22 protein-coding genes, 1 tRNA gene and 2 pseudogenes are annotated in these 21,164 nt (G+C 65.1%); 15 read left to right on the top strand and 10 right to left on the bottom strand.

Going from position 1 to position 21,164, the window contains the following annotated elements; all coding sequences use genetic code 11:
- Positions 1-149 precede the first annotated feature (149 nt).
- Positions 150-1,121, top strand: a complete 972-nt coding sequence (trxB, locus tag DQG17_RS20880) for a thioredoxin-disulfide reductase (protein ID WP_116134902.1) — start codon at positions 150-152, stop codon at positions 1,119-1,121.
- Between the two features lie 673 nt (positions 1,122-1,794).
- Positions 1,795-3,501 (top strand): bifunctional sulfate adenylyltransferase/adenylylsulfate kinase, encoded by a 1,707-nt coding sequence (locus DQG17_RS20875; protein WP_116134900.1) that lies wholly within the window; start codon positions 1,795-1,797, stop codon positions 3,499-3,501.
- A gap of 294 nt (positions 3,502-3,795) precedes the next feature.
- On the opposite strand, the gene DQG17_RS20870 is transcribed toward DQG17_RS20875, so the two are convergent.
- Together DQG17_RS20870 and DQG17_RS20865 are read right to left on the bottom strand one after the other, a co-directional pair.
- Positions 3,796-4,032 carry a DUF1150 family protein gene (locus DQG17_RS20870; RefSeq protein WP_116134899.1) on the bottom strand — a complete coding sequence of 79 codons (237 nt, stop codon included), beginning with the start codon at positions 4,030-4,032 and terminating at the stop codon, positions 3,796-3,798.
- A 10-nt stretch (positions 4,033-4,042) separates the two neighbouring features.
- Entirely contained in the window at positions 4,043-4,456 is a 414-nt protein-coding gene (locus DQG17_RS20865) for an Hsp20 family protein (RefSeq protein WP_116134898.1), read from the bottom strand.
- Positions 4,457-4,621: 165 nt separating this feature from the next.
- On the opposite strand from DQG17_RS20865, the gene DQG17_RS20860 reads away from it, so the two are divergent.
- From DQG17_RS20860 to DQG17_RS20850, 3 genes are all read left to right on the top strand, one after another.
- Positions 4,622-4,840 (top strand): YdcH family protein, encoded by a 219-nt coding sequence (locus DQG17_RS20860; protein ID WP_116134896.1) that lies wholly within the window; start codon positions 4,622-4,624, stop codon positions 4,838-4,840.
- A 140-nt stretch (positions 4,841-4,980) separates the two neighbouring features.
- The gene (gene purE / locus DQG17_RS20855) at positions 4,981-5,469 is read left to right on the top strand and encodes a 5-(carboxyamino)imidazole ribonucleotide mutase (RefSeq protein WP_116134895.1); all 489 of its coding nucleotides are present in this window, start codon (positions 4,981-4,983) and stop codon (positions 5,467-5,469) included.
- Positions 5,462-6,544: a 5-(carboxyamino)imidazole ribonucleotide synthase gene (locus tag DQG17_RS20850; RefSeq protein WP_116134893.1), complete on the top strand. Its 1,083-nt coding sequence runs from the start codon at positions 5,462-5,464 to the stop codon at positions 6,542-6,544. Before purE ends, DQG17_RS20850 begins: the two co-directional genes overlap by 8 nt.
- Positions 6,545-6,621: 77 nt before the next feature.
- Here the strand turns inward: DQG17_RS20850 and DQG17_RS20845 are convergent, their stop codons facing one another.
- Positions 6,622-6,879: a DUF167 domain-containing protein gene (locus DQG17_RS20845; protein WP_116135005.1), complete on the bottom strand. Its 258-nt coding sequence runs from the start codon at positions 6,877-6,879 to the stop codon at positions 6,622-6,624.
- A 120-nt stretch (positions 6,880-6,999) separates the two neighbouring features.
- On the opposite strand from DQG17_RS20845, the gene DQG17_RS20840 reads away from it, so the two are divergent.
- Together DQG17_RS20840 and DQG17_RS20835 are read left to right on the top strand one after the other, a co-directional pair.
- Positions 7,000-7,578 carry a nitroreductase gene (locus DQG17_RS20840; RefSeq protein WP_116134892.1) on the top strand — a complete coding sequence of 193 codons (579 nt, stop codon included), beginning with the start codon at positions 7,000-7,002 and terminating at the stop codon, positions 7,576-7,578.
- Positions 7,563-8,282, top strand: coding sequence for an EI24 domain-containing protein (locus tag DQG17_RS20835; RefSeq protein ID WP_232829527.1), 720 nt, complete (start codon positions 7,563-7,565; stop codon positions 8,280-8,282). The genes DQG17_RS20840 and DQG17_RS20835 overlap by 16 nt, the downstream gene beginning before the upstream one ends.
- Before the next feature lie 17 nt (positions 8,283-8,299).
- Here DQG17_RS20835 and DQG17_RS22190 read toward each other — a convergent pair whose 3' ends face one another.
- Positions 8,300-8,764, bottom strand: a complete 465-nt coding sequence (locus tag DQG17_RS22190) for a DUF1467 family protein (RefSeq protein ID WP_116134890.1) — start codon at positions 8,762-8,764, stop codon at positions 8,300-8,302.
- A gap of 3 nt (positions 8,765-8,767) precedes the next feature.
- A complete protein-coding gene (mce, locus tag DQG17_RS20825; protein ID WP_116134889.1) occupies positions 8,768-9,172 on the bottom strand; it encodes a methylmalonyl-CoA epimerase in 405 nt (134 codons plus the stop codon).
- Between the two features lie 148 nt (positions 9,173-9,320).
- Between mce and DQG17_RS20820 the strand changes: the two genes are divergently transcribed.
- Positions 9,321-10,037: a response regulator gene (locus DQG17_RS20820; RefSeq protein ID WP_116134887.1), complete on the top strand. Its 717-nt coding sequence runs from the start codon at positions 9,321-9,323 to the stop codon at positions 10,035-10,037.
- Between the two features lie 22 nt (positions 10,038-10,059).
- On the opposite strand, the gene aspS is transcribed toward DQG17_RS20820, so the two are convergent.
- The 3 genes from aspS to DQG17_RS20805 form a co-directional block, all read right to left on the bottom strand.
- Complete coding sequence (aspS, locus tag DQG17_RS20815; RefSeq protein WP_116135001.1) at positions 10,060-11,835, bottom strand: aspartate--tRNA ligase; 1,776 nt, start codon at positions 11,833-11,835, stop codon at positions 10,060-10,062.
- A gap of 204 nt (positions 11,836-12,039) precedes the next feature.
- Positions 12,040-12,834, bottom strand: coding sequence for an SseB family protein (locus DQG17_RS20810; RefSeq protein WP_116134886.1), 795 nt, complete (start codon positions 12,832-12,834; stop codon positions 12,040-12,042).
- Positions 12,831-13,424 carry a uracil-DNA glycosylase family protein gene (locus tag DQG17_RS20805; RefSeq protein ID WP_116134885.1) on the bottom strand — a complete coding sequence of 198 codons (594 nt, stop codon included), beginning with the start codon at positions 13,422-13,424 and terminating at the stop codon, positions 12,831-12,833. Before DQG17_RS20805 ends, DQG17_RS20810 begins: the two co-directional genes overlap by 4 nt.
- Before the next feature lie 130 nt (positions 13,425-13,554).
- On the opposite strand from DQG17_RS20805, the gene kdsA reads away from it, so the two are divergent.
- The 5 genes and pseudogenes from kdsA (at position 13,555) to DQG17_RS20785 (ending at position 17,381) form a co-directional block, all read left to right on the top strand.
- Positions 13,555-14,409, top strand: a complete 855-nt coding sequence (gene kdsA, locus DQG17_RS20800) for a 3-deoxy-8-phosphooctulonate synthase (RefSeq protein ID WP_116134883.1) — start codon at positions 13,555-13,557, stop codon at positions 14,407-14,409.
- Between the two features lie 62 nt (positions 14,410-14,471).
- A tRNA-Gln gene (locus tag DQG17_RS20795) sits at positions 14,472-14,546 on the top strand.
- Between the two features lie 86 nt (positions 14,547-14,632).
- Positions 14,633-14,872: pseudogene (locus tag DQG17_RS22185) on the top strand (DUF6538 domain-containing protein); the annotation flags it as partial.
- Between the two features lie 24 nt (positions 14,873-14,896).
- The gene (locus DQG17_RS20790; protein WP_116134881.1) at positions 14,897-16,684 is read left to right on the top strand and encodes a hypothetical protein; all 1,788 of its coding nucleotides are present in this window, start codon (positions 14,897-14,899) and stop codon (positions 16,682-16,684) included.
- 280 nt (positions 16,685-16,964) lie between these two features.
- Positions 16,965-17,381, top strand: a complete 417-nt coding sequence (locus DQG17_RS20785) for a hypothetical protein (protein ID WP_198666231.1) — start codon at positions 16,965-16,967, stop codon at positions 17,379-17,381.
- Between the two features lie 24 nt (positions 17,382-17,405).
- Here DQG17_RS20785 and DQG17_RS20780 read toward each other — a convergent pair whose 3' ends face one another.
- On the bottom strand, positions 17,406-18,032 hold the full coding sequence (locus tag DQG17_RS20780) for a hypothetical protein (protein ID WP_116134879.1): 627 nt from the start codon (positions 18,030-18,032) through the stop codon (positions 17,406-17,408).
- A 100-nt stretch (positions 18,033-18,132) separates the two neighbouring features.
- Here DQG17_RS20780 and DQG17_RS20775 point away from each other — a divergent pair, with 100 nt between their 5' ends.
- Both DQG17_RS20775 and DQG17_RS20770 read left to right on the top strand, forming a co-directional pair.
- Entirely contained in the window at positions 18,133-19,314 is a 1,182-nt protein-coding gene (locus DQG17_RS20775; RefSeq protein WP_116134877.1) for a Fic family protein, read from the top strand.
- A gap of 53 nt (positions 19,315-19,367) precedes the next feature.
- Positions 19,368-19,894 (top strand): annotated as a pseudogene (locus DQG17_RS20770) (IS3 family transposase); the annotation flags it as partial.
- A 147-nt stretch (positions 19,895-20,041) separates the two neighbouring features.
- On the opposite strand, the gene DQG17_RS20765 reads toward DQG17_RS20770, so the two are convergent.
- Positions 20,042-21,151 carry a serine hydrolase gene (locus tag DQG17_RS20765; protein ID WP_116134874.1) on the bottom strand — a complete coding sequence of 370 codons (1,110 nt, stop codon included), beginning with the start codon at positions 21,149-21,151 and terminating at the stop codon, positions 20,042-20,044.
- Positions 21,152-21,164: the final 13 nt, after the last annotated feature.

Genomic DNA, 21,164 nt, shown 5'->3' with positions numbered 1-21,164 from the left:
TTTATTTCCAATTCGCGCAACTTTCGCTTCCACCACCCCGGCATAGCGTCCGGGTCGGCCCTGGCTCTGCAAGGGGTTTCCGTTTTGCGGCCGCCCACCTATATCGGACGGGGTCACAAACAACGATCCCTGCCGTCGAAAGTTCTGCCATGTCCAGTTCGCAACACTCCAAAGTCCTGATCATCGGATCCGGCCCCGCCGGGTATACCGCGGCGGTCTATGCCAGCCGGGCGATGCTGAACCCGGTGCTGATCCAGGGGATGCAGCCCGGCGGACAACTGACCATCACCACCGAGGTCGAGAACTGGCCCGGCGACATCGAGGTGCAGGGACCCGACCTGATGGCGCGCATGGAAGCCCACGCCCGTTCGGTCGGCACCGAGATCGTCTCGGACCTCATCACATCGATAGACCTGTCGAAACGCCCCTTCACCGCGAAAGGCGACAGCGGCACGACCTATACCGCCGATGCGCTGATCCTTGCGACCGGGGCGCAGGCGCGCTGGCTCGGCCTGCCGTCCGAGGAAAAATTCAAGGGCTTCGGCGTCTCGGCCTGTGCCACATGCGACGGTTTCTTCTATCGCGGCCGCGAGGTTGTGGTGATCGGCGGCGGCAACACCGCGGTCGAGGAAGCGCTGTTCCTGACCAACTTCGCCAACAAGGTGACGCTGGTGCACCGCCGCGATTCGCTGCGGTCCGAGAAGATCCTGCAGGACCGGCTGTTCAAGAACCCCAAGATCGAGGTTCTGTGGAACCACACGGTCGAAGAGATCCTTGGCACCGAAGCGCCGCTCGGCGTGACCGGCGTTCGGGTGAAGCACGTGACGACCGGCACCGAGGCTGTCGTGCCCTGCGACGGCTTTTTCGTCGCGATCGGCCACGCGCCGGCGTCGGAACTTGTCAAGGACCAGCTCGAAACCCATCACGGCGGCTATGTGGTGACCACTCCAGGCTCGGCTGCAACCTCGATCCCCGGTGTCTTCGCCGCCGGCGACCTGACCGACCACGTCTATCGGCAGGCGGTAACCAGTGCCGGCATGGGCTGCATGGCGGCGCTCGAAGCCGAGCGATTCCTGGCCGAACACGAAGACGAGGCTGTCCCGATATCGCAAAGCGCGTGAACCGGGCGGACTGACCCGAGGAATCGGAGGTCGCACCCCGCGCGCGGGGTGGCGGCCCGGCGCGCGATACGGTCCCGCAGCGTGCAAGTGAAGCGCAGGGCCCTGCTTGCGCTTCATCGCGGCGACGAAACACTTCGCGGGCACGACGGACCAGACCGTCGACCGGACGGAGTTTCGCGGCAAAGGCGAACCCGGGGCGACGGGACAGATCCGTGACAGGGGCCGCGCGCTTGCGGTCGACGTCATCCTTTTTGCCTCCCGCACCGACCTGCCGATGGCGGGTCTGACCCTGTTTCGCCGGGACCTCGATTCTGGCGCCGCGAACCTGCTGCGCAACGGCGATCCGATCGACCGGACGGAGACATCCGCAGCCGGGACCCTTTCGTGCTGCATTGCAGCAACATTCCGGGCCACGGTGCCGCTTCCGGTTCCCCTTGCGGCAATCACTTTGCGGCCTCGCTCATCATTCCGTTGCCTCAGGAACGGTCGAAACACGCGAAAATCAGCCTATCGGCCTGCTAAATCCTTAACTCAACGCGGCCTTTTCACCTCACCTCCGACCCGGACACTGTCAGCGCTTGCACATATCGGACCACACCGGCTAAAGCCGCACTGCGCGGTCCGGGTGGGGAGGCCGGCGTGTTTGAATGAAGCAAGAACATCGAGAGTCCAGATGCAGAAATCCAACCTTGCTCCTATTCAGGAGCTCTTTGTCTCGTACGACAGTGCCCAGAAGCTGAAGATCGAAGCTGGAGATCTGCCGAGCTGGGACCTGACGCCGCGCCAGATCTGCGACCTCGAGTTGCTGATGAACGGCGGTTTCAGCCCGTTGAAGGGCTTCCTGAGCGAAGAGGACTATGACGGCGTCGTCGAGAACCTTCGCCTTGCCGACGGCACGCTGTGGCCGATGCCGATCACGCTGGACGTGAGCCAGGCCTTCGCCGACAGCCTCGAACCCGGTCAGGACATTGCGCTGCGCGACCAGGAAGGCGTGATCCTTGCCATCATGTCGGTGACCGACAGCTGGACCCCGAACAAGGCGAAAGAGGCCGAGAAGGTCTTTGGCGCCGACGACCTTGCCCACCCTGCGGTCAACTATCTGCACAACGTCGCAGGCCCGGTCTATCTGGGCGGTCCGGTGACCGGCATCCAGCAGCCGATCCACTATGACTTCCGCGCCCGCCGTGACACTCCGAACGAGCTGCGCGCCTATTTCCGCAAGATGGGCTGGCGCAAGATCGTGGCGTTCCAGACCCGCAACCCGCTGCACCGCGCCCACCAGGAACTGACCTTCCGCGCCGCCAAGGAAGCGCAGGCCAACCTGCTGATCCACCCCGTGGTCGGCATGACCAAGCCGGGCGACGTCGATCACTTCACCCGCGTGCGCTGCTATGAGGCGGTGCTGGACAAGTATCCGGCCGCGACGACGGCGATGAGCCTGCTGCCGCTTGCCATGCGCATGGCCGGCCCCCGCGAGGCGGTGTGGCACGGGCTGATCCGCAAGAACTATGGCGTGACCCATTTCATCGTCGGGCGCGACCACGCCGGCCCCGGCAACAACTCCAAGGGCGAGGACTTCTATGGTCCCTACGACGCCCAGGAGATGTTCAAGGAGTACGAGGCCGAGATGGGCATCGAGATGGTGCCGTTCAAACACATGGTCTATGTGCAGGAACGCGCCCAGTACGAGCCCGCCGACGAGATCGAAGAGGGCGTGACCGTCCTCAATATCTCGGGCACCGAACTGCGCCGCCGTCTGGCCGAGGGCCTCGAGATCCCCGAATGGTTCTCGTTCCCCGATGTCGTCGCCGAACTGCGCAAGACCCGGCCGCCGCGGGCCAATCAGGGCTTTACCGTCTTCTTCACCGGCTTCTCGGGCTCGGGCAAGTCGACGGTCGCCAACGCGCTGATGGTCAAGCTGATGGAAATGGGCGGCCGTCCGGTGACGCTGCTCGACGGCGATGTGGTGCGCAAGCATCTGTCGAGCGAGCTTGGCTTCAGCAAGGAACACCGCGACATCAACATCAAGCGGATCGGCTATGTCGCGTCCGAGATCACCAAGAACGGCGGCATCGCGATCTGTGCGCCGATCGCGCCCTATGCAGCGACCCGCCGTGCCGTCCGCGAGATGGTCGAGGCCTATGGCGCCTTCGTCGAGGTCCACGTCGCGACCACGATCGAGGAATGCGAACGGCGTGACCGCAAGGGGCTCTACAAGCTTGCCCGCGAAGGCAAGATCAAGGAGTTCACCGGCATCTCGGATCCCTATGACGTGCCCGAGAACCCCGAACTGCGGCTCGAGACCGAATCCGTCGATGTGGACTATTGCGCCCAGCAGGTGCTGTTGAAGCTGGAAAGCATGGGCCTGATCGGCGCCTGATCCCGGCCTGCACATCGCGCGTTAGCAGATCTGACGCCCCGCCGCTTCGGCGGGGCGTTTTTCTTGCGGCCTTCACTGAACGCCGGCCGCATCGCCAAGCCACCCTCCGAACCGGACGACCGTCCCGCATTCGCCCGACCTTCGTCTGGCCACCGCCCCGGAAAAGCCAGAGGCCGCGACCTGTGCCTCGGTTTCAGCGCCAAGCCGCTTGCCGTCCCGGATCACAAGGCAAACATCCGGCCCTGTTTCTCGTCCGAGACAAGGGGGCCGAGCCCGGCTTTGCGCCGGACCCGCTCAGTGCACGTTGACAGGGGTCATGTCGTTCTGCCGCGCCAGCAGGAAGGCAAGCTTGCGGCCGCGGACCAGCGCCAGGCGCTGCCCGTCGGCATCGTGCACGGCGAACAGATCCTCAACCCCTTCGGTCTGGGACCGGATATCGTCAGGAAGGTCCGATCGATCGACCGGACGGACATAGACGATGGGATTGATGCCCTCGCCTGCGGTTTCGCCAATGGCGTGTTCGTTGTTCATCTGCTCATCCTCAACTCTGGTTTATCCGAATCGTCTGCACGACCGTGTCGGCGGCGGCCTTGCGCAGATCGACGTGCAGCAGCCCGTTCTCCATTGTCGCGCCGGTCACCTCGACCCCGTCGGCCAGCACGAAACTGCGCTGGAACTGCCGCGCGGCGATGCCACGGTGCAGGAAGATCCTGCCATCGCCGTCCTCGGACTGGCGGCCGCGGATCACCAGTTGCCGGTCCTCGACCGTGATCGACAACTCTGTTTCGGCAAAGCCCGCCACTGCCAGCGTGATGCGATAGCTGCGATCGCCGGATTGTTCGATGTTGTAGGGTGGATAGCCGTCGTTCCCCGTTTTCGCGGTGCGTTCCACGAGGCGCTCCAGCTGCTCGAACCCCAGCAGGAAGGGGTGAGCGCCCAAGGCTAGTTTGGTCATCGGCACGTCCTTTCACGAAGCGACCATGCAATTCTGGGCCCCGAGCCCGGGCACCCGATGAAAATATGGGTCCTGCCGCGGCGCTGCGCAAGGTTCAGCCTTTGCGCAGCGCAGCACCGGCTGTATGTTCCGGACAATGACGACCCAAACCGACATCAGGCAGGCATGAACGCTCCGACCGAAATGGATCTGCTGGAGGTCTTGCGCGTGCAGCATCAGGTGCTGGCGCGCGAACATCGCGATCTCGACCATGCGATCCATGCGCTCGAGGCAACGGGCACCGCCGACACCTTCACCCTGCGCCGGCTGAAAAAACAGAAGCTGGCGCTGAAGGACCGCATCGCGCAGATCGAGGACCAGATCACCCCCGATATCATCGCCTGACCCGCGACCGCCGATTGCCACCGACTGCCGGGCTGCTATGGTCCGCCCCCGACCGCATCGGGATACCGCCGGTCGCACCCCGCAAGCCCCGGGCAACCGGCCCGAGCCCGTCAATCCCCAAAAAGCAAGGAGGAGCGCGCATGTCAGACCCCAAGGTCGGCGTCATCATGGGAAGCCAGTCGGACTGGGCCACCATGCGCGAGGCCGCCGAGATCCTCGAAGCGCTGGAAATCCCCTTCGAGACCCGCATCGTCTCGGCGCATCGCACCCCGGACCGGCTGTGGGACTATGGCCGGACCGCCGCCACCCGCGGGCTGAAGGCAATCATCGCAGGCGCCGGGGGGGCCGCACATCTGCCGGGCATGATGGCCTCGAAGACGCGGGTGCCGGTGATCGGCGTGCCGGTGCAGACCCGCGCCCTGTCAGGCGTCGACTCGCTTTATTCCATCGTCCAGATGCCCAAGGGGTTTCCGGTCGCCACAATGGCAATCGGCGCGGCAGGCGCAGCAAACGGCGGGCTGATGGCCGCTGCGATCCTCGCCAACGAGGACCCGGCCCTTGCCGCGCGGCTCGACGCCTGGCGCGCCGCGCTTTCGGCCTCGATCCCCGAGGTGCCGAGCGATGACTGAGACAAGGCCACTGCCGGCCGGCGCCACAATCGGGATCCTCGGCGGCGGACAGCTCGGCCGGATGCTGTCGGTCGCCGCGTCCCGGCTCGGGCTGCGCTGCCACATCTTTGAACCGGGTGCCGCCCCCGCGGCCGATGTCGCCGCGGTGGTGACACAGGCATCCTACGATGACACGGCCGCGCTCGACTCCTTCGCCCGCGCGGTCGACGTCGTGACCTTCGAGTTCGAGAACGTGCCCGCCCGGTCGCTCGACCGGATCGAGGCGCTGGTACCGATCCGCCCGAACCGCCGGGCGCTTGCCATCAGCCAGGACCGGCTGGAGGAAAAGACCTTCCTGAAAGGCCTCGGGCTCAACACCGCGCCCTTCGCCCCGGTCGACACCGGGGACGACCTCGAAAGGGCGCTCGCCGACCTCGGCTGCCCTGCGATCCTCAAGACCCGGAGGCTTGGCTATGACGGCAAGGGCCAGGTGCGGCTGAGGGCAGCGGACCAGACCGCAGAGGCCATTGCCGCGATGGCCGGCGCGCCGGCGCTGCTCGAAGGCTGGGTCGACTTCTCGATGGAGATCTCGGTGATTGCCGCCCGCGGGCTTTCGGGCGAGGTCGCCTGCTTCGATCCGGGCGCGAACCTGCACGACGGCGGTATCCTGCGCCGCACCACTGTCCCGGCACCGATCCCGGCCAGTCTGCGCACCGATGCCATCCTGCTGGCGGGCCGGATCCTGAACGCGCTCGATTATGTCGGCGTGCTCGGGGTCGAGCTTTTCGTCACCCCGCAGGGCCTTGTCGTCAACGAAATCGCGCCACGGGTGCACAATTCCGGCCACTGGACCCAGAATGGCTGCGTCGTCGACCAGTTCGAGCAACACATCCGCGCCATCGCCGGCTGGCCCCTCGGCGACGGCCGGCGCCATGCCGACGTCGTGATGGAAAACCTCATCGGCGACGACATGGACCGCGTGCCCGCACTCGCCACCACCCCCAACCTCGCCCTCCACCTCTATGGCAAGGCCGAGGTCCGCCCCGGCCGCAAGATGGGCCATGTGAACCACGTCACACCCCTGCCCCTTCCCTGATCCTTCTTCTGTTCGAAAAATATCCCGGGGGAGTCCCGGCGGCACGCCGGGACGGGGGCAGCGCCCCCACTATGCTCTCAGCCCTCGATCCGGAACACCTTGTCGCGTGCCGTCTCGCCCCGCACCAGCACCAGGCGGGTCTTTGCAATGCCAAGTGCCTTCGCCAACAGCTTTCTGACCGCCTCGTTGGCCTTGCCGCCCTCGGGCACGGTGGTGACATAGACGCGAAGACCGCCCTCGCCCGCCTCGACCGCATTGCGCGAGGCCTTAGGTGTCACCCGCACCGCGATCTCTGCCCCTGGCACTGCCATATCCGCCAGTTCCGCCCGTGCCATCGCCGCCCCCTTGCCGTTCCGCCCCTGACCTTCCGGCCCGCACGCCATCCCCGAAGATCCGATCTGGAGCATTCGTGCCGCACCGCCTACATAAAGCGGCGACACCAGGAAGGAACCCCCATGCCCGATCCGAACCAGGCCGCCCTCGATTTCATGCAGACCCGCCGCTCGCGTCCGGCACGGACGCTTGCGGGTCCGGTGCCCGACGCCGAGGCCCTGCAGGTTCTGCTGACCATTGCCGCCCGCACCCCCGACCACGGCAAGCTCGAGCCATGGCGCTTTCTGGTAATCGAAAAGCCCGCACTCGAACGGCTGGCAGGCGAGGTGCGCGACCGCGGGCTCGCGCTGGCGCTCGACCCCGAGCGGGTCGAAAAGACCGTTCGCGAATTCGCCGATGCCGATCTCGTGGTCGCCGTGGTGGCAAGCCCGAAGCCCTCCGACAAGGTTCCCGAGATCGAACAGGTGCTTTCGGCGGGCGCCGTCTGCTACGGCCTGCTGGCCGCGGCGCTGGCGGCCGGCTGGGGGGCGAACTGGCTCAGCGGCTGGCCCGCCTTCGACCGACCGTTCCTGGAAGCCGGGCTGAACCTGAAACCGCACGAATTCGTTGCGGGCTTCCTGCACATCGGCACCGAGACGATTGCCCCGCCCGAACGGCCGCGGCCGATGCTCGACCAGATCACCGAATGGGTACGCGCCTGATGATCCTGTCGGATTTCGCGAAGGCCATCGGCCAGATGACCGACCGGCGGTTCCTGCGGGTGCTGCTGCTCGGGCTGGGGCTGACCGTGTTGCTGCTCATCGCGGTCACGGCGGGCTTCGTCTGGCTGGTAGAGTGGCTGGTGCCCGACAGCGTCGCCCTGCCCTTCGGTCTGTCGCTCGGCCATCTCGATGCGGTGGCCTCGATCGCCTCGGTGCTGGCGGTTCTCGGGCTGTCGGTGTTCCTGATGGTTCCGGTCGCGGCGGCCTTCACCGGTATCTTCCTGGACGATGTGGCCGAGGCGGTCGAGGCGCGGCACTATCCCTGGCTCGCCCCGGTTGCCGGCACACCCTTCGTTGTGACCCTGCGCGATGCGCTCGGGTTCCTCTGCGTGGTGATCGCGGTCAACCTGGTGGCGCTGATCCTGTATTTCTTCGTCGGGCCCTTCGCGCCGATCCTGTTCTGGGTCGTCAACGGCTATCTGCTGGGGCGGGAATACTTCCAACTCGTTGCACTGCGCCGGGTCGGCCCGGCCGGCGCCCGGGCGGCGCGACGGCGTCACGCCGGGCAGATCTGGCTCGCGGGCGTGCTGATGGTGGCACCGCTGTCGGTGCCGATCCTCAACCTGTTCGTGCCGATCCTGGGCGCCGCGACCTTCACCCATCTCTATCACCGGCTGGAATCCGGCACGCCGCGGCGCGGCTGAACCGCACCGCCCGGCGGTCAGTCGCCCCTGCTCTGGTGGTTGGCGCGGAAATTCTCCCACGCGTCCACCTCCTGCCCGTCCGCCAGCCGGCATAGTCCTTGGCTGCCCGCTTCGGTCTCGCGGGTCAGGAATTCGCCGCCCTGTGCGATGCAGAACACCGCCGCAGGATCGGCCATGCCCACCCCGTTCGCGGCAGGCAGCGGCGCCGTCGACACCATCCCGTGGCGATGGAATATGTCGATATCGTCGATCGTGATGGCGCCGCTGATGATGATCGCACAGATGATCGCCCAGATCGGCAGGGCGATCAGCGTGACGATCCTGGCCTTGCGCCCAAGCTGCGGATCGGTCGGGGCGGAAACCGGGGTGCCCGGTACGACCTCGCCTGCCTCGCGCTGCGTTTTCAACCGCAGCGGCAGCACGATGAACAGCACCAAAAACCAGATGACCGCCAGAACGACCAGGGCCGAAGCTATCGGCATGGCTCAGACCTGCTCGAGTTCGATCAGGCAGCCGTTGAAATCCTTGGGATGCAGGAACAGGACCGGCTTCTTGTGGGCGCCGATCTTCGGTTCGCCATTTCCCAGCACCCGTGCGCCCTCGGCCTTCAGCTTGTCGCGAGCGGCGAGGATATCGTCGACCTCGAAGCACATGTGATGGATGCCGCCCGAGGGGTTTTTCTCCAGAAAGCCTGTGATCGGAGAGTTTTCGCCCAGCGGATAGAGCAACTCGATCTTGGTATTGGGCAGTTGAATGAAGACAACCGTCACCCCGTGATCGGGTTCGTCCTGCGGCGCGCCCACTTCGGCGCCGAGCGTCGAGCGATATTGCGCCGAGGCCGCCTCGAGATCGGGGACGGCAATTGCGACGTGGTTGAGACGACCGATCATGCTGGGGCTCCTTGTGCCTGATCATTCGCGCGCGGTTATCGCGCCGTCGGAGGGGCTGGGCAAGGCCGCCTCGTGCGACGCATGGACCGTTTACCGACCGTTAGCCTGATTCGCCGCAAATTTGACGCAAAGCTAGAAAGGACGGATGATGAACGAAGAATTCGCTTCCCTTCCCCCCCAGCACCGGCCGACGCGCGAGCGCCCGCTGCAGGGCCTGACGATCCTGCTGGTCGAGGACAGCCGCTATGCCTGCGAGGCATTCCGGCTGCTCTGCCTGCGCTCCGGCGCCCGGCTGCGGCGGGCCGACTGCCTCGCCTCGGCGCGGCGTCACCTTGCAACCTATCGCCCCTCGGTGGCGATCGTCGATCTGGGGTTGCCCGACGGCTCCGGCACGGATCTGATTGCCGAGCTTGCGCGCGCCGACGCGGCGGTGCCCGTGATCCTTGCCACCAGCGGCAGCCCGGAGGCCGAGGCGCAGGCCATTGCCGCCGGTGCCCACGGATTTATCGGCAAGCCAGTGCCGACGCTGGCCGGATTCCAGCACGCGATCCTCGAACATCTGCCGGTCGAGGTACGCCCGGCCGGCCCGCGCGCCGTCACGTCCGATCAGATCACGCCCGATCTGCTGGCGCTGCGGGACGATCTGAGCCAGGTCGCTTCGATCCTCGCAGGCCCGGTCGACCGGACGCGACTGGGCTATGCCGCACAATTCCTGTCCTCGGTCGCCCATGCCGCACGCGACGAGCGGCTGGCAGAGGCCGCCACCGCGCTGCGCGGCATCGGTGGCGGGCCAGATTTCGACCACGCGCTGGGACACGTCGCAAGCCTTGTCGAGACCCGGCTGACCGGCACCGGGCCGTTCTGAGGCTCGCCCAGGGCTGTCGCGCCTAGTCGGGCAGGACAACCCGCAGCGACAGGTCGCGAAGCTGTTCGTTGGTGGGCTCGGACGGCGCGCCCATCATCAGATCCTCGGCCCGCTGGTTCATCGGGAACAGGATGACCTCGCGGATGTTGGCCTCGTCGGCCAGCAGCATGACGATCCGGTCGATCCCGGCCGCACAGCCGCCGTGGGGCGGGGCGCCAAAGCGGAAGGCGTTGACCATGCCGCCGAAACGCTTGGTCACCTCTTCCTTCGGGTAACCCGCGATCTCGAAAGCCTTGAACATGATCTCGGGGCGGTGGTTGCGGATCGCACCCGACAGGATCTCGTAGCCGTTGCAGGCGCAGTCGTACTGGAAGCCCAGCACTTTCAGCGGATCGCCCTCCAGCGCCTCCATGCCGCCCTGGGGCATCGAGAACGGGTTGTGCTCGAAGTCGATCTTCCCGGTCTCGGCGTCTTTCTCGTAGATCGGGAAATCGACGATCCAGCAAAAGGCAAAGCGATCCTTGTCGGTCAGGCCCAGTTCATCGCCGATCACCGTGCGCGCCTTGCCGGCGACGGTCTCGAATGCCGCGGGCTTGCCGCCAAGGAAGAAGGCCGCGTCGCCGACCTCGAGGCCAAGCTGCTGGCGGATGGCTTCGGTGCGTTCCGGGCCGATGTTCTTGGCGAGGGGGCCTGCGGCCTCCATCTCGCCATTCGTTTCCCGCCAGAAGATATACCCCATCCCCGGCAGGCCCTGTTCCTGGGCGAACTTGTTCATCCGGTCGCAGAACTTGCGGCTGCCGCCCTTGGGGGCGGGAAGGGCGCGGATCTCGGTGCCCTCCTGCTCCAGCAGCTTGGCGAAGATCGCGAAACCCGAGCCACGGAAATGCTCGGACACGTCCTGCATCTTGATCGGGTTCCTGAGGTCCGGCTTGTCGGTGCCGTACCAGAGCGCCGCATCGCGATAGGAAATCTGCGGCCAGTCGGTATCGACCTTCGCGCCCTTGCCGAATTCCTCGAAAACGCCCGACAGCACCGGCTGGATCGTGTCGAACACGTCCTGCTGGGTGACAAAGGACATCTCCATGTCGAGCTGGTAGAAATCGGTGGGCGAGCGGTCGGCGCGCGGGTCCTCGTCGCGGAAACACGGCGCGATCTGGAAATAGCGGTCGAAGCCCGCCACCATCATCAGCTGCTTGAACTGCTGGGGCGCCTGCGGCAGGGCATAGAACTTGCCCGGATGCAGCCGCGACGGCACCAGAAAGTCGCGCGCGCCCTCGGGGCTCGACGCGGTGATGATCGGCGTCTGGTATTCGCGGAACCCCTGATCCCACATCCGGCGGCGCATAGAGGCGACGACGTCCGAGCGCAGCTTCATGTTCTCCTGCATCGCCTCGCGGCGCAGATCGAGGAAACGATAGCGCAGGCGGGTTTCCTCGGGGTATTCCTGATCGCCGAACACCATCAGCGGCAGTTCCTCGGCCGCGCCCAGCACCTCGATATCGCGCACGAAGACCTCGACCTCGCCGGTCGGGATCTTGGGGTTGATCAGGGCGGCATCGCGCGCCTTCACTTCGCCGTCGATCCGGATGCACCATTCCGAGCGCACCTTTTCGATCTCGGCGAAGACCGGGCTGTCGGGATCGGCTAGCACCTGGGTCACACCGTAGTGGTCGCGCAGGTCGAGGAACAGGATCCCGCCGTGATCTCGCACGCGGTGCACCCAACCCGACAGGCGAACGGTTTCGCCCACATTGGCGCGGGTCAGATCGGCGCAGGTCTTGCTGCGATAGGCGTGCATGTCGGGGGCCCTTTCGGCGGTATCACGGTCGGCGCCGAGAAAGCGCGCGGGGGCGGGGATGTCAAGGCGCAGCCCTCGCCGCCAGACCGGCGGCAGCGGCGCCGGGCGGCTTTGCACCGCCTGCTTTCGGGGAAAACGCCCGCCCGCGGTATCGAAACAGGAACGATCTCCGGCTCCGGGGGCAACCCGGTCACAGGGAACCGCTCAGTGCAGGATCGGCGGCTCGTCCGGGTCCATGCCCGGGGCCTTGACCTCGGTCATCTCCTGCCGCGGCAGGTCGGGCAGATCAAAGCGCAGCCCGACCTTGGCAAGCCGCCCGGCAATGGCATCGCTTGCGGCAAAGAAGGCGACGTCGATCTCGCCCGCTTCCAGCCCCGAGAAGGTCAGCGCCTCGCCAGCCGCGAGCGCAAGGGAATCCTCGGCGCCGGGCAAGGCGTCGATGAACGCAAGCAGATGGCCACGGCGGCCGCTGTCATAGCTGACCCCGGCGAGATAGGCGAAGCGGGCCAGACCCGCGGCCCCTGCCAGCTTGGCATCGAGCCCGATCAGCAGCCGTTCGGGCACCTCGCCCGGGGATGACACCTCACGCGGGATCTCCTCGGCCACTTCGGGCCGATGGGCCAGCGTCTCGGCCAGCCAGTCGACCGCCTCGGCTGGGATCGCGATCTCGACGCCCTCGACGCCGAAATTGACGCCAAGCCCGATCCCCTGCCCCGCCAGCATCCGCACCACATGCCGGCCCGACAAAGCTGCGAAATGCGCCGGCCCGCCAAGGAAGGCCGCCAACCGCTCCTCGCGGTCGAAGACCAGCACCACATTGCCGGCGTCCATCGGAAACACCTGCGGCGTGATGCTGTCGCCATCCGATTCGGATTCGAGCAGCAAGAACAGCTCGCCGTCGGCGAGGCGTTCATAGAATCGCAGACGCGCGCCCGCATCGTCGGGGGATGCCTCCATCGCGCGTCGCGCCTGATCGAGGATGGTCGGGTCTTCGCTCATGCCATCACCTCTGCCACACATTGCCTGAGCCGCGGCACCAGATCGGCCTCGAACCAGGGATTCCGTTTCAGCCACGCCGTATTGCGCCAGGACGGATGGGGCAAGGGGAAGACCGCGGGCGCAAGGTCGCGCCAGCGCGCCACGGTCCGCGTTACACCGCCCGCCGACAGCGCGCCAAGGTGATAGCGATGGGCGTGGCCGCCAACGAGGATCCTGAGCGGGACCTCGCCCAGCTCTGCCATCACCGCGTCATGCCAGGTCTCGGCGCAGAGCCGCGGCGGCGGCAGGTCGGCGCCCTTGGCGTCATATCCCGGAAAGCAGAAGGCCATCGGCACGATCGCCACCCGATCGCGGTCATAGAAGACTTCGGGCGACAGCCCCAGCCAGTCGCGCAACCTGTCGCCCGAGGGATCGTGGAACGGGATCCCGGCGGCATGCACCCGCGCCCCGGGCGCCTGACCCGCGATCAGGATCCGCACGTCCTTGCGGAACCAGACCACCGGGCGCGGCGCATGGGCCGTCGCGGTTGCGGCAAAGCGGTCGGCACAAAGCCGGCAGGCGGCGATGCGGTGCGCCAGATCGTCGGTCATCCCAGGGTTTTAGGCCGATGGCCCGCCGGAACGAAAGCCCCGCCTGCAAGTCCACTGGCATTCGCCGCTGATGACGCTATCGTCACGCCCGCACCGGCGAGGGCCGGCAGGACCGCGACAGGAGGATGCGATGACGGATGTCAATGTGGGCAAGGTGACGATCGGCAACGCGCGTCCGCTGACCGTGATCGCCGGTCCCTGCCAGCTCGAATCGCTCGATCACGCGCTGATGATCGCACGCGCGATGGCCGAGGCCTGCGCCGCGGCGGGCGCGGGCTATGTGTTCAAGGCCTCCTATGACAAGGCGAACCGCACCTCGGTCGCCGGACGGCGCGGCCCCGGCGTGGCGGCGGGGCTCGAGATGCTTGCCGCCGTTCGCGAGGCTGTCGGCTGCCCGGTTCTGACCGACGTGCATTCGCCCGAACAATGCGCCATCGCGGCCGAGGCGGTCGACATCCTGCAGATCCCCGCCTTTCTGTGTCGCCAGACCGACCTGCTGGTCGCGGCGGGCGAAACCGGCGCGGTCGTCAACATCAAGAAGGGCCAGTTCCTGGCGCCCTGGGACATGGACCATGTCGCGGCCAAGGTCGAAAGCACCGGCAATCGCCGGATCCTGCTGACCGAACGCGGCAGTTCCTTCGGCTACAATACGCTGGTGACCGACATGCGCGGGCTGCCAAGGATGGCGCAGACCGGGTTCCCCGTGGTCATGGACGCGACCCACGCGGTGCAGCAGCCGGGCGGGCTTGGCGGGGCGAGCGGCGGTCAGCGCGAATTCGCACCGGTGCTGGCACGCGCCGCCGTCAGCCTCGGCATCGCGGCGGTTTTCATCGAAACCCACGAAGCGCCGGACACCGCGCCATCGGACGGGCCGAACATGATCCCACTGTCGGAAATGCCCGCACTTGTTGAAACGCTGATGGCTTTCGACCGGCTGGCCAAGGCGCATCCTCTGCGCCTGCCGCCCGCGCAGGGACATTCGTGACGGAATTTTGACCGAAGGGACTTGCGGCCCCCCCGTCCTGCCAGTATGAACCGCTCCGCTGCTGGGGTGTAGCCAAGTGGTAAGGCAGCGGTTTTTGGTACCGTGTACCGTAGGTTCGAATCCTACCACCCCAGCCAGGAAACCGCGCACAATCCAAAAAATACAACCAAATCATAGCCCCATCTCGGGGCCTGATTTGGGTTTGTCACAACCCGACCAGAGTGTGACACAAACTGTGACACATGCCCTGCCGAACCGGCCCGCGGCGCGCCAGTCAGCCCGCTCTTTCGGCCGGCGTCGTCCAGCCGGCCCTTACTTGCTTCGCCGGGGCGACATCTTCTATTTCCGAAAGCGCTTACCCAACGTCATCGCAAGAAACTGCACGAAAGAATTCTTTTGTCTTTCGCTTCGAACCCCTCTCCGCGCGGGGGCGATGGGCCGGGCCTCCCGGCTTCTCGCCGCCTGGCAACGCGAAGAGGCGAAACTGATGCAAGATCTGAACAACCAGACGCTCACGGAAGAGAAGGCAACCACGATCCTGGCGGAAGTGCTCCGGAGAGAACTCGCCCGGATCCTGCACGAGCAGGACATGGCAATCGCCCGAACCGACGAGGAGATCGACACCCGAATCGAGGGGCTCGAAACAGCCTCAAGCCAACAGCGGCGCGCGGCCCGACGGAATGATTTCTCACAGGTTGAGAAGCAAGTTGTGGACGCGGCCATGGCCGTCGGTGTACCGCTCGAAGCCCCCTTGCCCCCGGCCATCGGTCGGCGCGCGATCGACCTGGCCCGAGAGATTCTGGACCTCGAGGCCCATGTGCTCGACGGAGGAGACGTTCGCAGCGTTGCTGCGACAGTCGTCGAACGTCATTCGGGCGCCTCGGTCGAGGAATTCGTCGCCGAACCGGTGCTGATCTCTGCAGCCTGGAAGCGGACGCTCGAACTCTACCCGACAAAGAGCATGAAGGGGAACATCGACGCACCCGCGCAGCTTCTGGTCGCCTTCTTCGGCGACATCCCGGTCTCGGCGATCACCGAAAAGGACCAGGACGCATTCTTCGTCTGGATGGCCCGGCTTCCCAAGAAACATGGCAAGAGCCATGGAAAGAACCGCTATTGCCGAACCGCACCGATGGATCCGTCGAAGTACCAGCGAACCAAGAACGACGAGATCGCCGATGCAGACAGCGCCGATGCCGAGATCATCGAGCAGATCCGGGGCATGAACCACATCTCCGACACCGAGAAGCGCGCGCTGTTGTCAGAGCGGCTCACACCGCGGTTGACCCTGCGGACCATCAAGCGCAACCGGGACGGTCTGAACCGGATCCTCAAGGCCGCCGCCGACCTCGGGTGCAAACCTGCCCCCGTTGCCCTCTCCTACCGACGCGTGGAACGGGCGGTCGCAGCGGCCACGCCGGAAGATCCCCTCTACCTGCGCGTCACGCAGCTGCACCCGCTCTATGCATTGAAGTCGGCGGCCCTCAACGCTGGGCTCGCCCCAACGGAGTTGGACCAAGCCCGCATTCTGGCCTTACGTGACAAAGCCAGCCGGTCAGACGGGACTAAGATCGCATTGGCGCTCCGGCTCATGAACGAAATGCGTTCTGACCCGAAACTCGTACCATTTCTGCCGCTCCGGCCCTTGCGCCGCCTGCCGGATCGTAGACGGAACGCCGGGGACCTGACGGATTGCGTGGCCCGGGACCTCGAGTGGCTTCTGTCACTCCGCGGGGGCGCCGACAGCAGCAAACGTGCGGCTCGCATGGCCGTTCGGGCACTCGCAGAGGTGGCAGTTGATAGCGGCCAGAACCAGGCGACTCTTGAGGGACTTCTTCGCCTTGTTCCGGAAGCGCTCGACTGGAACCGTCATAACAATCAGATGCAATGCTACGTGAAAGATCTGCGCTCCCTTCGAACCTTTAGGGACCTGCCCTGGACCCCGGCTTGGCGGGACTTGCAGGCCGCAATTGTTTCCAACGGAATCTCTCCCCGATACAATCCTGCTCCGGCGCTCCTCGCCGTTTCAGAAGGTCTGGAGCCAGCGGGCCTGACACAGGCGTGGGCCCGATCCGTCGACTGGCGGCTTCGCGGCCCGAACGCCCTCTCACGCCATGGACGCGCAGACCTAGCCGTCACCTTCGCCAAAAACATCTCGCGCCTCGATGCCCTGCACGATCTCCCGGGCATCACAGCCACGGTCCTGCTTCCGCCGCCGATCGGTACGGTTCGCGGAGACTCCGAACGGCAAGCTTCGACAGAGGAGAAACGATGATCTGCTCAGCGCCATGGCCGAGAGCCCCCGGATTCGGCCGCCGCTTCGACGGCTCTGCGTGGGTCCGATCCGTCGCTCGGACGGCGCAGCGCGCAGCACAAACGGCGCGACAAACCGCCGGTTTTGCGGGCATATTCATGGCATGATCGGGAGGGATGCCGATGATCTGCTCCTCGCTGAACCTTGATCGCTTCATCGTCCGTCTCCTCGTTGGAGCGGACTCTACCAAAAACTGGAGGAAGTTACGGGGCTCAGGTCACGCAGGATCAACCCGACCCGCGTGCCCATTGAGCTGAAGGAAAGCACGCGCTGGCTCGACAATCTGCGCCTGTCCACCGAGATGGCGGGCGCGCGGGGGGGCTGCGTGCATGTCGGCGACCGCGAGAGCGACATCTACGAGCTCTACTTCCTGGCCGAGGAACTCGGTACCGGCTTCCTGGTCCGGAGGTGCGTCGACCGCCTGGCGGAGGATGACGGCACGACCATCGCCAAGGTCGTGGCGGAGGTGCAGTCCAGCGGCACCCACGAGGTGCGGTTCCGGGACGCGCAGGGCAAGGACCATCGCGCCGAGGCGTGGTCGCGGGATCCCCCGCCTCGAAGGGGTCGGCCGAGACTACAGGCTCGGCCGCAGGGGAAGGCATTCCCCTCCCGATCCTTCAGAAATCGGTCTGTGAAGTTCCAATTGGCGGCGCGTTGACTTTCAGTCAGCCGATATTGGTGGTCATCCTGTGGGCGGCTGGTGACCGAGCTCAACTGCTTTTCGGCGTTGTGCTGTCGACAATGCGCTCCAGAACCGGGGTACGCGCGATGTCGGCATCTGACGGAGATCCGCGATATGCTGGGCCCGTCGTAGCTCGACCTGGAAGAAGGACGGGTGATGATCGATGTTGAAAGCCTGGAGCTTCCAAAAGACCACGGCGGCATATTTCGGCGTCAGCTTTTTCTTTCGCCGGTAGTAATCGAGGGCGCCCGAGAGGATCGGATTGTTTTCGGACCGTGCGAGTTGCTCCAGCGCGCGGATGCAGGACTCCATCTGCATCTTCTGCGTGAGCTTGGTAAGATGGCGCTTCGCTTCGGTCGGGGATAGCCGGCGTCCATCCTCCAGCACGGCGACGTCGAACTGAAGAATGCAGTGCGACCCGACCCACAGCCGACCATTGGTGTAGGCATTGGCGATCTCGAAATGATAGCGTAGCTCCTGCTGTCCGCAGAGCTGACAGGTTTCGACCGGCGCTTCGTGATCGATGGTATTCTCTGTAAATGACCATTCCGCGAAAGCATCGGGGAGGATTCCGACTACGGAGAGCGGCAGGATGCTGTCACGAACCCGCTGAGTATACCCGCTCATACGACCCTCAATTCGCTAGTTAAGCCCGCTTATCTTAGCCCGTCCGCTATTTAAGTGAAGCCCGTATTGCTTAAATAAGCGTTGGACATCATAATGGGGCATGAGCGATTCCGACCCCAACCAACGCCTTGGCCGCTTCATAGAAACACCCGTTGCGGGGGAGACCGTGCGCGCTTTCGTGCCTCCGCCTCTACCGCCGGTGCCGACGATCGACGTGCTGGTACTTCTGGACCGTCTCAGCCTTGCAGAGCGCGCCCTGGGGCGGCTGGACGGCATCACGATGCTGCTGCCGCGTCAGGAACTGTTTCTCTATATGTATGTCCGCAAGGAGGCGGTGCTTTCCTCGCAGATCGAAGGGACGCAATCGACACTGACCGATCTGCTGCGCTTCGAGACCGAAGCACAGGCCGGTCAGCCGATCGACGACATCCGCGAGGTCTCGAATTACGTCGATGCGATGATGTATGGACTGGAACGGCTGCAGGAACTGCCGCTGTCCCTGCGACTGATCCGCGAGATGCATGCGCGCCTGCTGCAAAGCGGGCGTGGCGGCACCAAGGACCCCGGTGAATTTCGGCGCTCGCAGAACTGGATCGGCGGCACACGTCCGGGCAACGCGCTATATGTGCCGCCACCGGTCACCGAACTGGACGAATGCCTCGGCGCATTTGAACGCTTCATGCACGAGGATCAGTCTCGCCTTCCGGCGCTCATCAAGGCCGGGCTGTTGCACGTCCAGTTCGAGACCATCCACCCGTTTCTCGACGGCAACGGCCGCATCGGCCGCCTGCTGGTCACGCTGTATCTCTGCGTCAATGGCGTGCTGCAAAAGCCGCTGCTTTATCTCAGCCTGTTTCTCAAGACGCACCGCGCTGACTATTACCAGCTCCTTCAAGAGGTGCGCGAGCACGGCCACTGGGAAGCCTGGCTCGACTTCTTCCTTGCCGGCGTGGCCGAAACGGCGAACCGGGCATTCGATGCCGCCACACGGATTGTCGACCTGTTCAAGGAGGATCGCGAGCGCATCACAGCAGAAAGCGACCGCGCCGGTTCGTCACTGCGCATCCATGAATTGTTCCAGCAGCACCCGTTCCTGAACGCGAACCAGCTGGTCGAGCACACCGGTCTGTCGGCGCCAACGGTCAATGCAGCGCTCGCCGACCTCGAACGCTTCGGAATCCTTGAGGAGATTACTGGGCGAAAGCGAGGGCGTGTTTTTAGCTATCGCGCCTATCTGACCATCCTCAACGAGGGTACCGATCCGCTACCCACCACCGCCTGAAGAAATGAGCGATGAGGTGCCCCTAGTTTCCTAGACACCTGCCTCGTTCAGTTCTGCGGACGCATGAAGGCTGGTTGTATCTCTGTGTCGTCATCGACCTGTTCTGCCGCCGTGTCGTCGGTTGGTCCGCGCAATCCCGCATGACGACGGACCTGGCGCTCCAAGCGCTTCCGATGGCCATCTGGCGACGAAAGCCGGCTGACCGGGTCATGGTGCATTCAGACCAGGGCTCCCAGTTCACCAGCCGCGAATGGCAGACCTTCCTCCGTCAGCACGGCCTCGAACCCAGCATGAGCCGGCGCGGCAATTGCCATGACAACGCGGTCGCCGAAAGCTTCTTCCAGTTGCTGAAACGGGAGCGGGTCAGACGTCGCACCTATCCGACCAGAGAAGCGGCGCGGCAAGGCAGGACGTGCTCGAATACATCGAACTCTTCTACAGCCCGAAACGCAAACATACGAACAACGGCATGCTGTCGCCCGTTGACTTCGAAATCAGACAGCAGAAACTGAACGAGGCAGGTGTCCAGGAAACTAGGGGCACCTCAGCAGCTCTGGAAACTCAAACCATGGCCGCGTAGCTCATCTCAACCAGCCTCCGGCAAACCCGGGCCGGTTCATTGTCGCCATTCAGTGACGTGTTTCCGGATCGCAGACCCTGCCGTTCCCGTTTGGTCCATGACCCCGCGGCGATGTCCTTGGCGCGCCTGCAGGCACTGCGCCGCTGCTTAGCGAGGGGCGAGCGTAGCAATCAGCCGATTTGCAACACGGGCCATTGCCGTTGCCGCGGAGAAGTCGAACTGGTTGATGGCGATGAACACACCGACGCCATGTGAGGGAGCGAAAGCAATGTAACTAAATACGCCGTCGGTTCCACCTGCCTTCTGGATCACCAGCGGACGGTCGCCGTCCGGCATCATGATTACCCACCCGAGCCCCATGGCGTCCATATGCCCGGATTCATCCATGCCTGAGACCGGAACCAGTCCGTCCCGCATCAGCCAGGCGGCGTGGCTGAGGACGCGGGCCTCGGCGCCATCCTGCCCGAAGCGATCGAGGTTCCATTGAAGATATTTGACCATATCGTTGGCCGTGGTGTGCAGCGACGAGGCGCCGAAGCGGTTCGGGATCGGCTCGCCCGGATCCATTTCGACGCCGTTCCAGTCATAGCCCGTCATGACATTGTCTCCGCGGGGCCGGGGAAATCCAGTGGCCTCAAGGCCGATCGGACCGAGCACCGTCTCCTGAAGGAGGTCGGAATAGGGTATTCCGGACAGTCCCGAGAGCGCCATCGCCAGCACATCGAAGCCGATGTTGGAATAGAGGATGCCGGTCTGGGGGGGGAACAGCAACGGATCGCCCGCGAGGTTGGCCGCAAAGGATTCGTCGCTGTAGCGCGCGACGCCCGCGACCGGCACGAGTTCGCGCGGCAACCCGCTGGAGTGGGTGACGAGGTCGATCAGGCGGATCTCGCGCCCTTCGCGCTCGGGTAAAGCCTCGACGATCCCGACATGCGGTCCGGCGGGATCGGTCAGAGCGGCATTGCCGGCGGCGACCGTATGGGCGAGCGCGAGACCGGTGAAAGTCTTGCTGATAGAGCCGACGCCGATCTGTGTGTCGCCGTCCGGCTCCCGGCCGCTGCCTTTCCTGACCTCGCCGAAGCCGAAGACCGCGTACTCACCGTCTCGCACTGCGGCGATGACCAGCCCCGGAACGCCACTGTCGAGATGGAATATCTGGCCGGTGAACGCCACCGTCTCGTTCAGCAGTGCATCCTCCGCGGATGTCGGAGTGGCGGCCAGAATCGCAACGGCGGCAGCGGCACAGAACAGTTTCATCGTCAATCCGGGG

The organism is Tropicimonas sp. IMCC34043, from assembly GCF_003390845.1.
In the GTDB taxonomy this organism is placed as follows: domain Bacteria; phylum Pseudomonadota; class Alphaproteobacteria; order Rhodobacterales; family Rhodobacteraceae; genus Tropicimonas.
This window is presented reverse-complemented; position numbering and strand designations above follow the sequence as displayed.

Coding starts and splice junctions, on each gene's coding strand:
- trxB (WP_116134902.1), top strand. CDS start 150: ATGTCCAGTTCGCAACACTCCAAAGTCCTGATCATCGGATCCGGCCCC.
- DQG17_RS20875 (WP_116134900.1), top strand. CDS start 1,795: ATGCAGAAATCCAACCTTGCTCCTATTCAGGAGCTCTTTGTCTCGTAC.
- DQG17_RS20870 (WP_116134899.1), bottom strand. CDS start 4,032: ATGAACAACGAACACGCCATTGGCGAAACCGCAGGCGAGGGCATCAAT.
- DQG17_RS20865 (WP_116134898.1), bottom strand. CDS start 4,456: ATGACCAAACTAGCCTTGGGCGCTCACCCCTTCCTGCTGGGGTTCGAG.
- DQG17_RS20860 (WP_116134896.1), top strand. CDS start 4,622: ATGAACGCTCCGACCGAAATGGATCTGCTGGAGGTCTTGCGCGTGCAG.
- purE (WP_116134895.1), top strand. CDS start 4,981: ATGTCAGACCCCAAGGTCGGCGTCATCATGGGAAGCCAGTCGGACTGG.
- DQG17_RS20850 (WP_116134893.1), top strand. CDS start 5,462: ATGACTGAGACAAGGCCACTGCCGGCCGGCGCCACAATCGGGATCCTC.
- DQG17_RS20845 (WP_116135005.1), bottom strand. CDS start 6,879: ATGGCACGGGCGGAACTGGCGGATATGGCAGTGCCAGGGGCAGAGATC.
- DQG17_RS20840 (WP_116134892.1), top strand. CDS start 7,000: ATGCCCGATCCGAACCAGGCCGCCCTCGATTTCATGCAGACCCGCCGC.
- DQG17_RS20835 (WP_232829527.1), top strand. CDS start 7,563: ATGGGTACGCGCCTGATGATCCTGTCGGATTTCGCGAAGGCCATCGGC.
- DQG17_RS22190 (WP_116134890.1), bottom strand. CDS start 8,764: ATGCCGATAGCTTCGGCCCTGGTCGTTCTGGCGGTCATCTGGTTTTTG.
- mce (WP_116134889.1), bottom strand. CDS start 9,172: ATGATCGGTCGTCTCAACCACGTCGCAATTGCCGTCCCCGATCTCGAG.
- DQG17_RS20820 (WP_116134887.1), top strand. CDS start 9,321: ATGAACGAAGAATTCGCTTCCCTTCCCCCCCAGCACCGGCCGACGCGC.
- aspS (WP_116135001.1), bottom strand. CDS start 11,835: ATGCACGCCTATCGCAGCAAGACCTGCGCCGATCTGACCCGCGCCAAT.
- DQG17_RS20810 (WP_116134886.1), bottom strand. CDS start 12,834: ATGAGCGAAGACCCGACCATCCTCGATCAGGCGCGACGCGCGATGGAG.
- DQG17_RS20805 (WP_116134885.1), bottom strand. CDS start 13,424: ATGACCGACGATCTGGCGCACCGCATCGCCGCCTGCCGGCTTTGTGCC.
- kdsA (WP_116134883.1), top strand. CDS start 13,555: ATGACGGATGTCAATGTGGGCAAGGTGACGATCGGCAACGCGCGTCCG.
- DQG17_RS20790 (WP_116134881.1), top strand. CDS start 14,897: ATGCAAGATCTGAACAACCAGACGCTCACGGAAGAGAAGGCAACCACG.
- DQG17_RS20780 (WP_116134879.1), bottom strand. CDS start 18,032: ATGAGCGGGTATACTCAGCGGGTTCGTGACAGCATCCTGCCGCTCTCC.
- DQG17_RS20775 (WP_116134877.1), top strand. CDS start 18,133: ATGAGCGATTCCGACCCCAACCAACGCCTTGGCCGCTTCATAGAAACA.
- DQG17_RS20765 (WP_116134874.1), bottom strand. CDS start 21,151: ATGAAACTGTTCTGTGCCGCTGCCGCCGTTGCGATTCTGGCCGCCACT.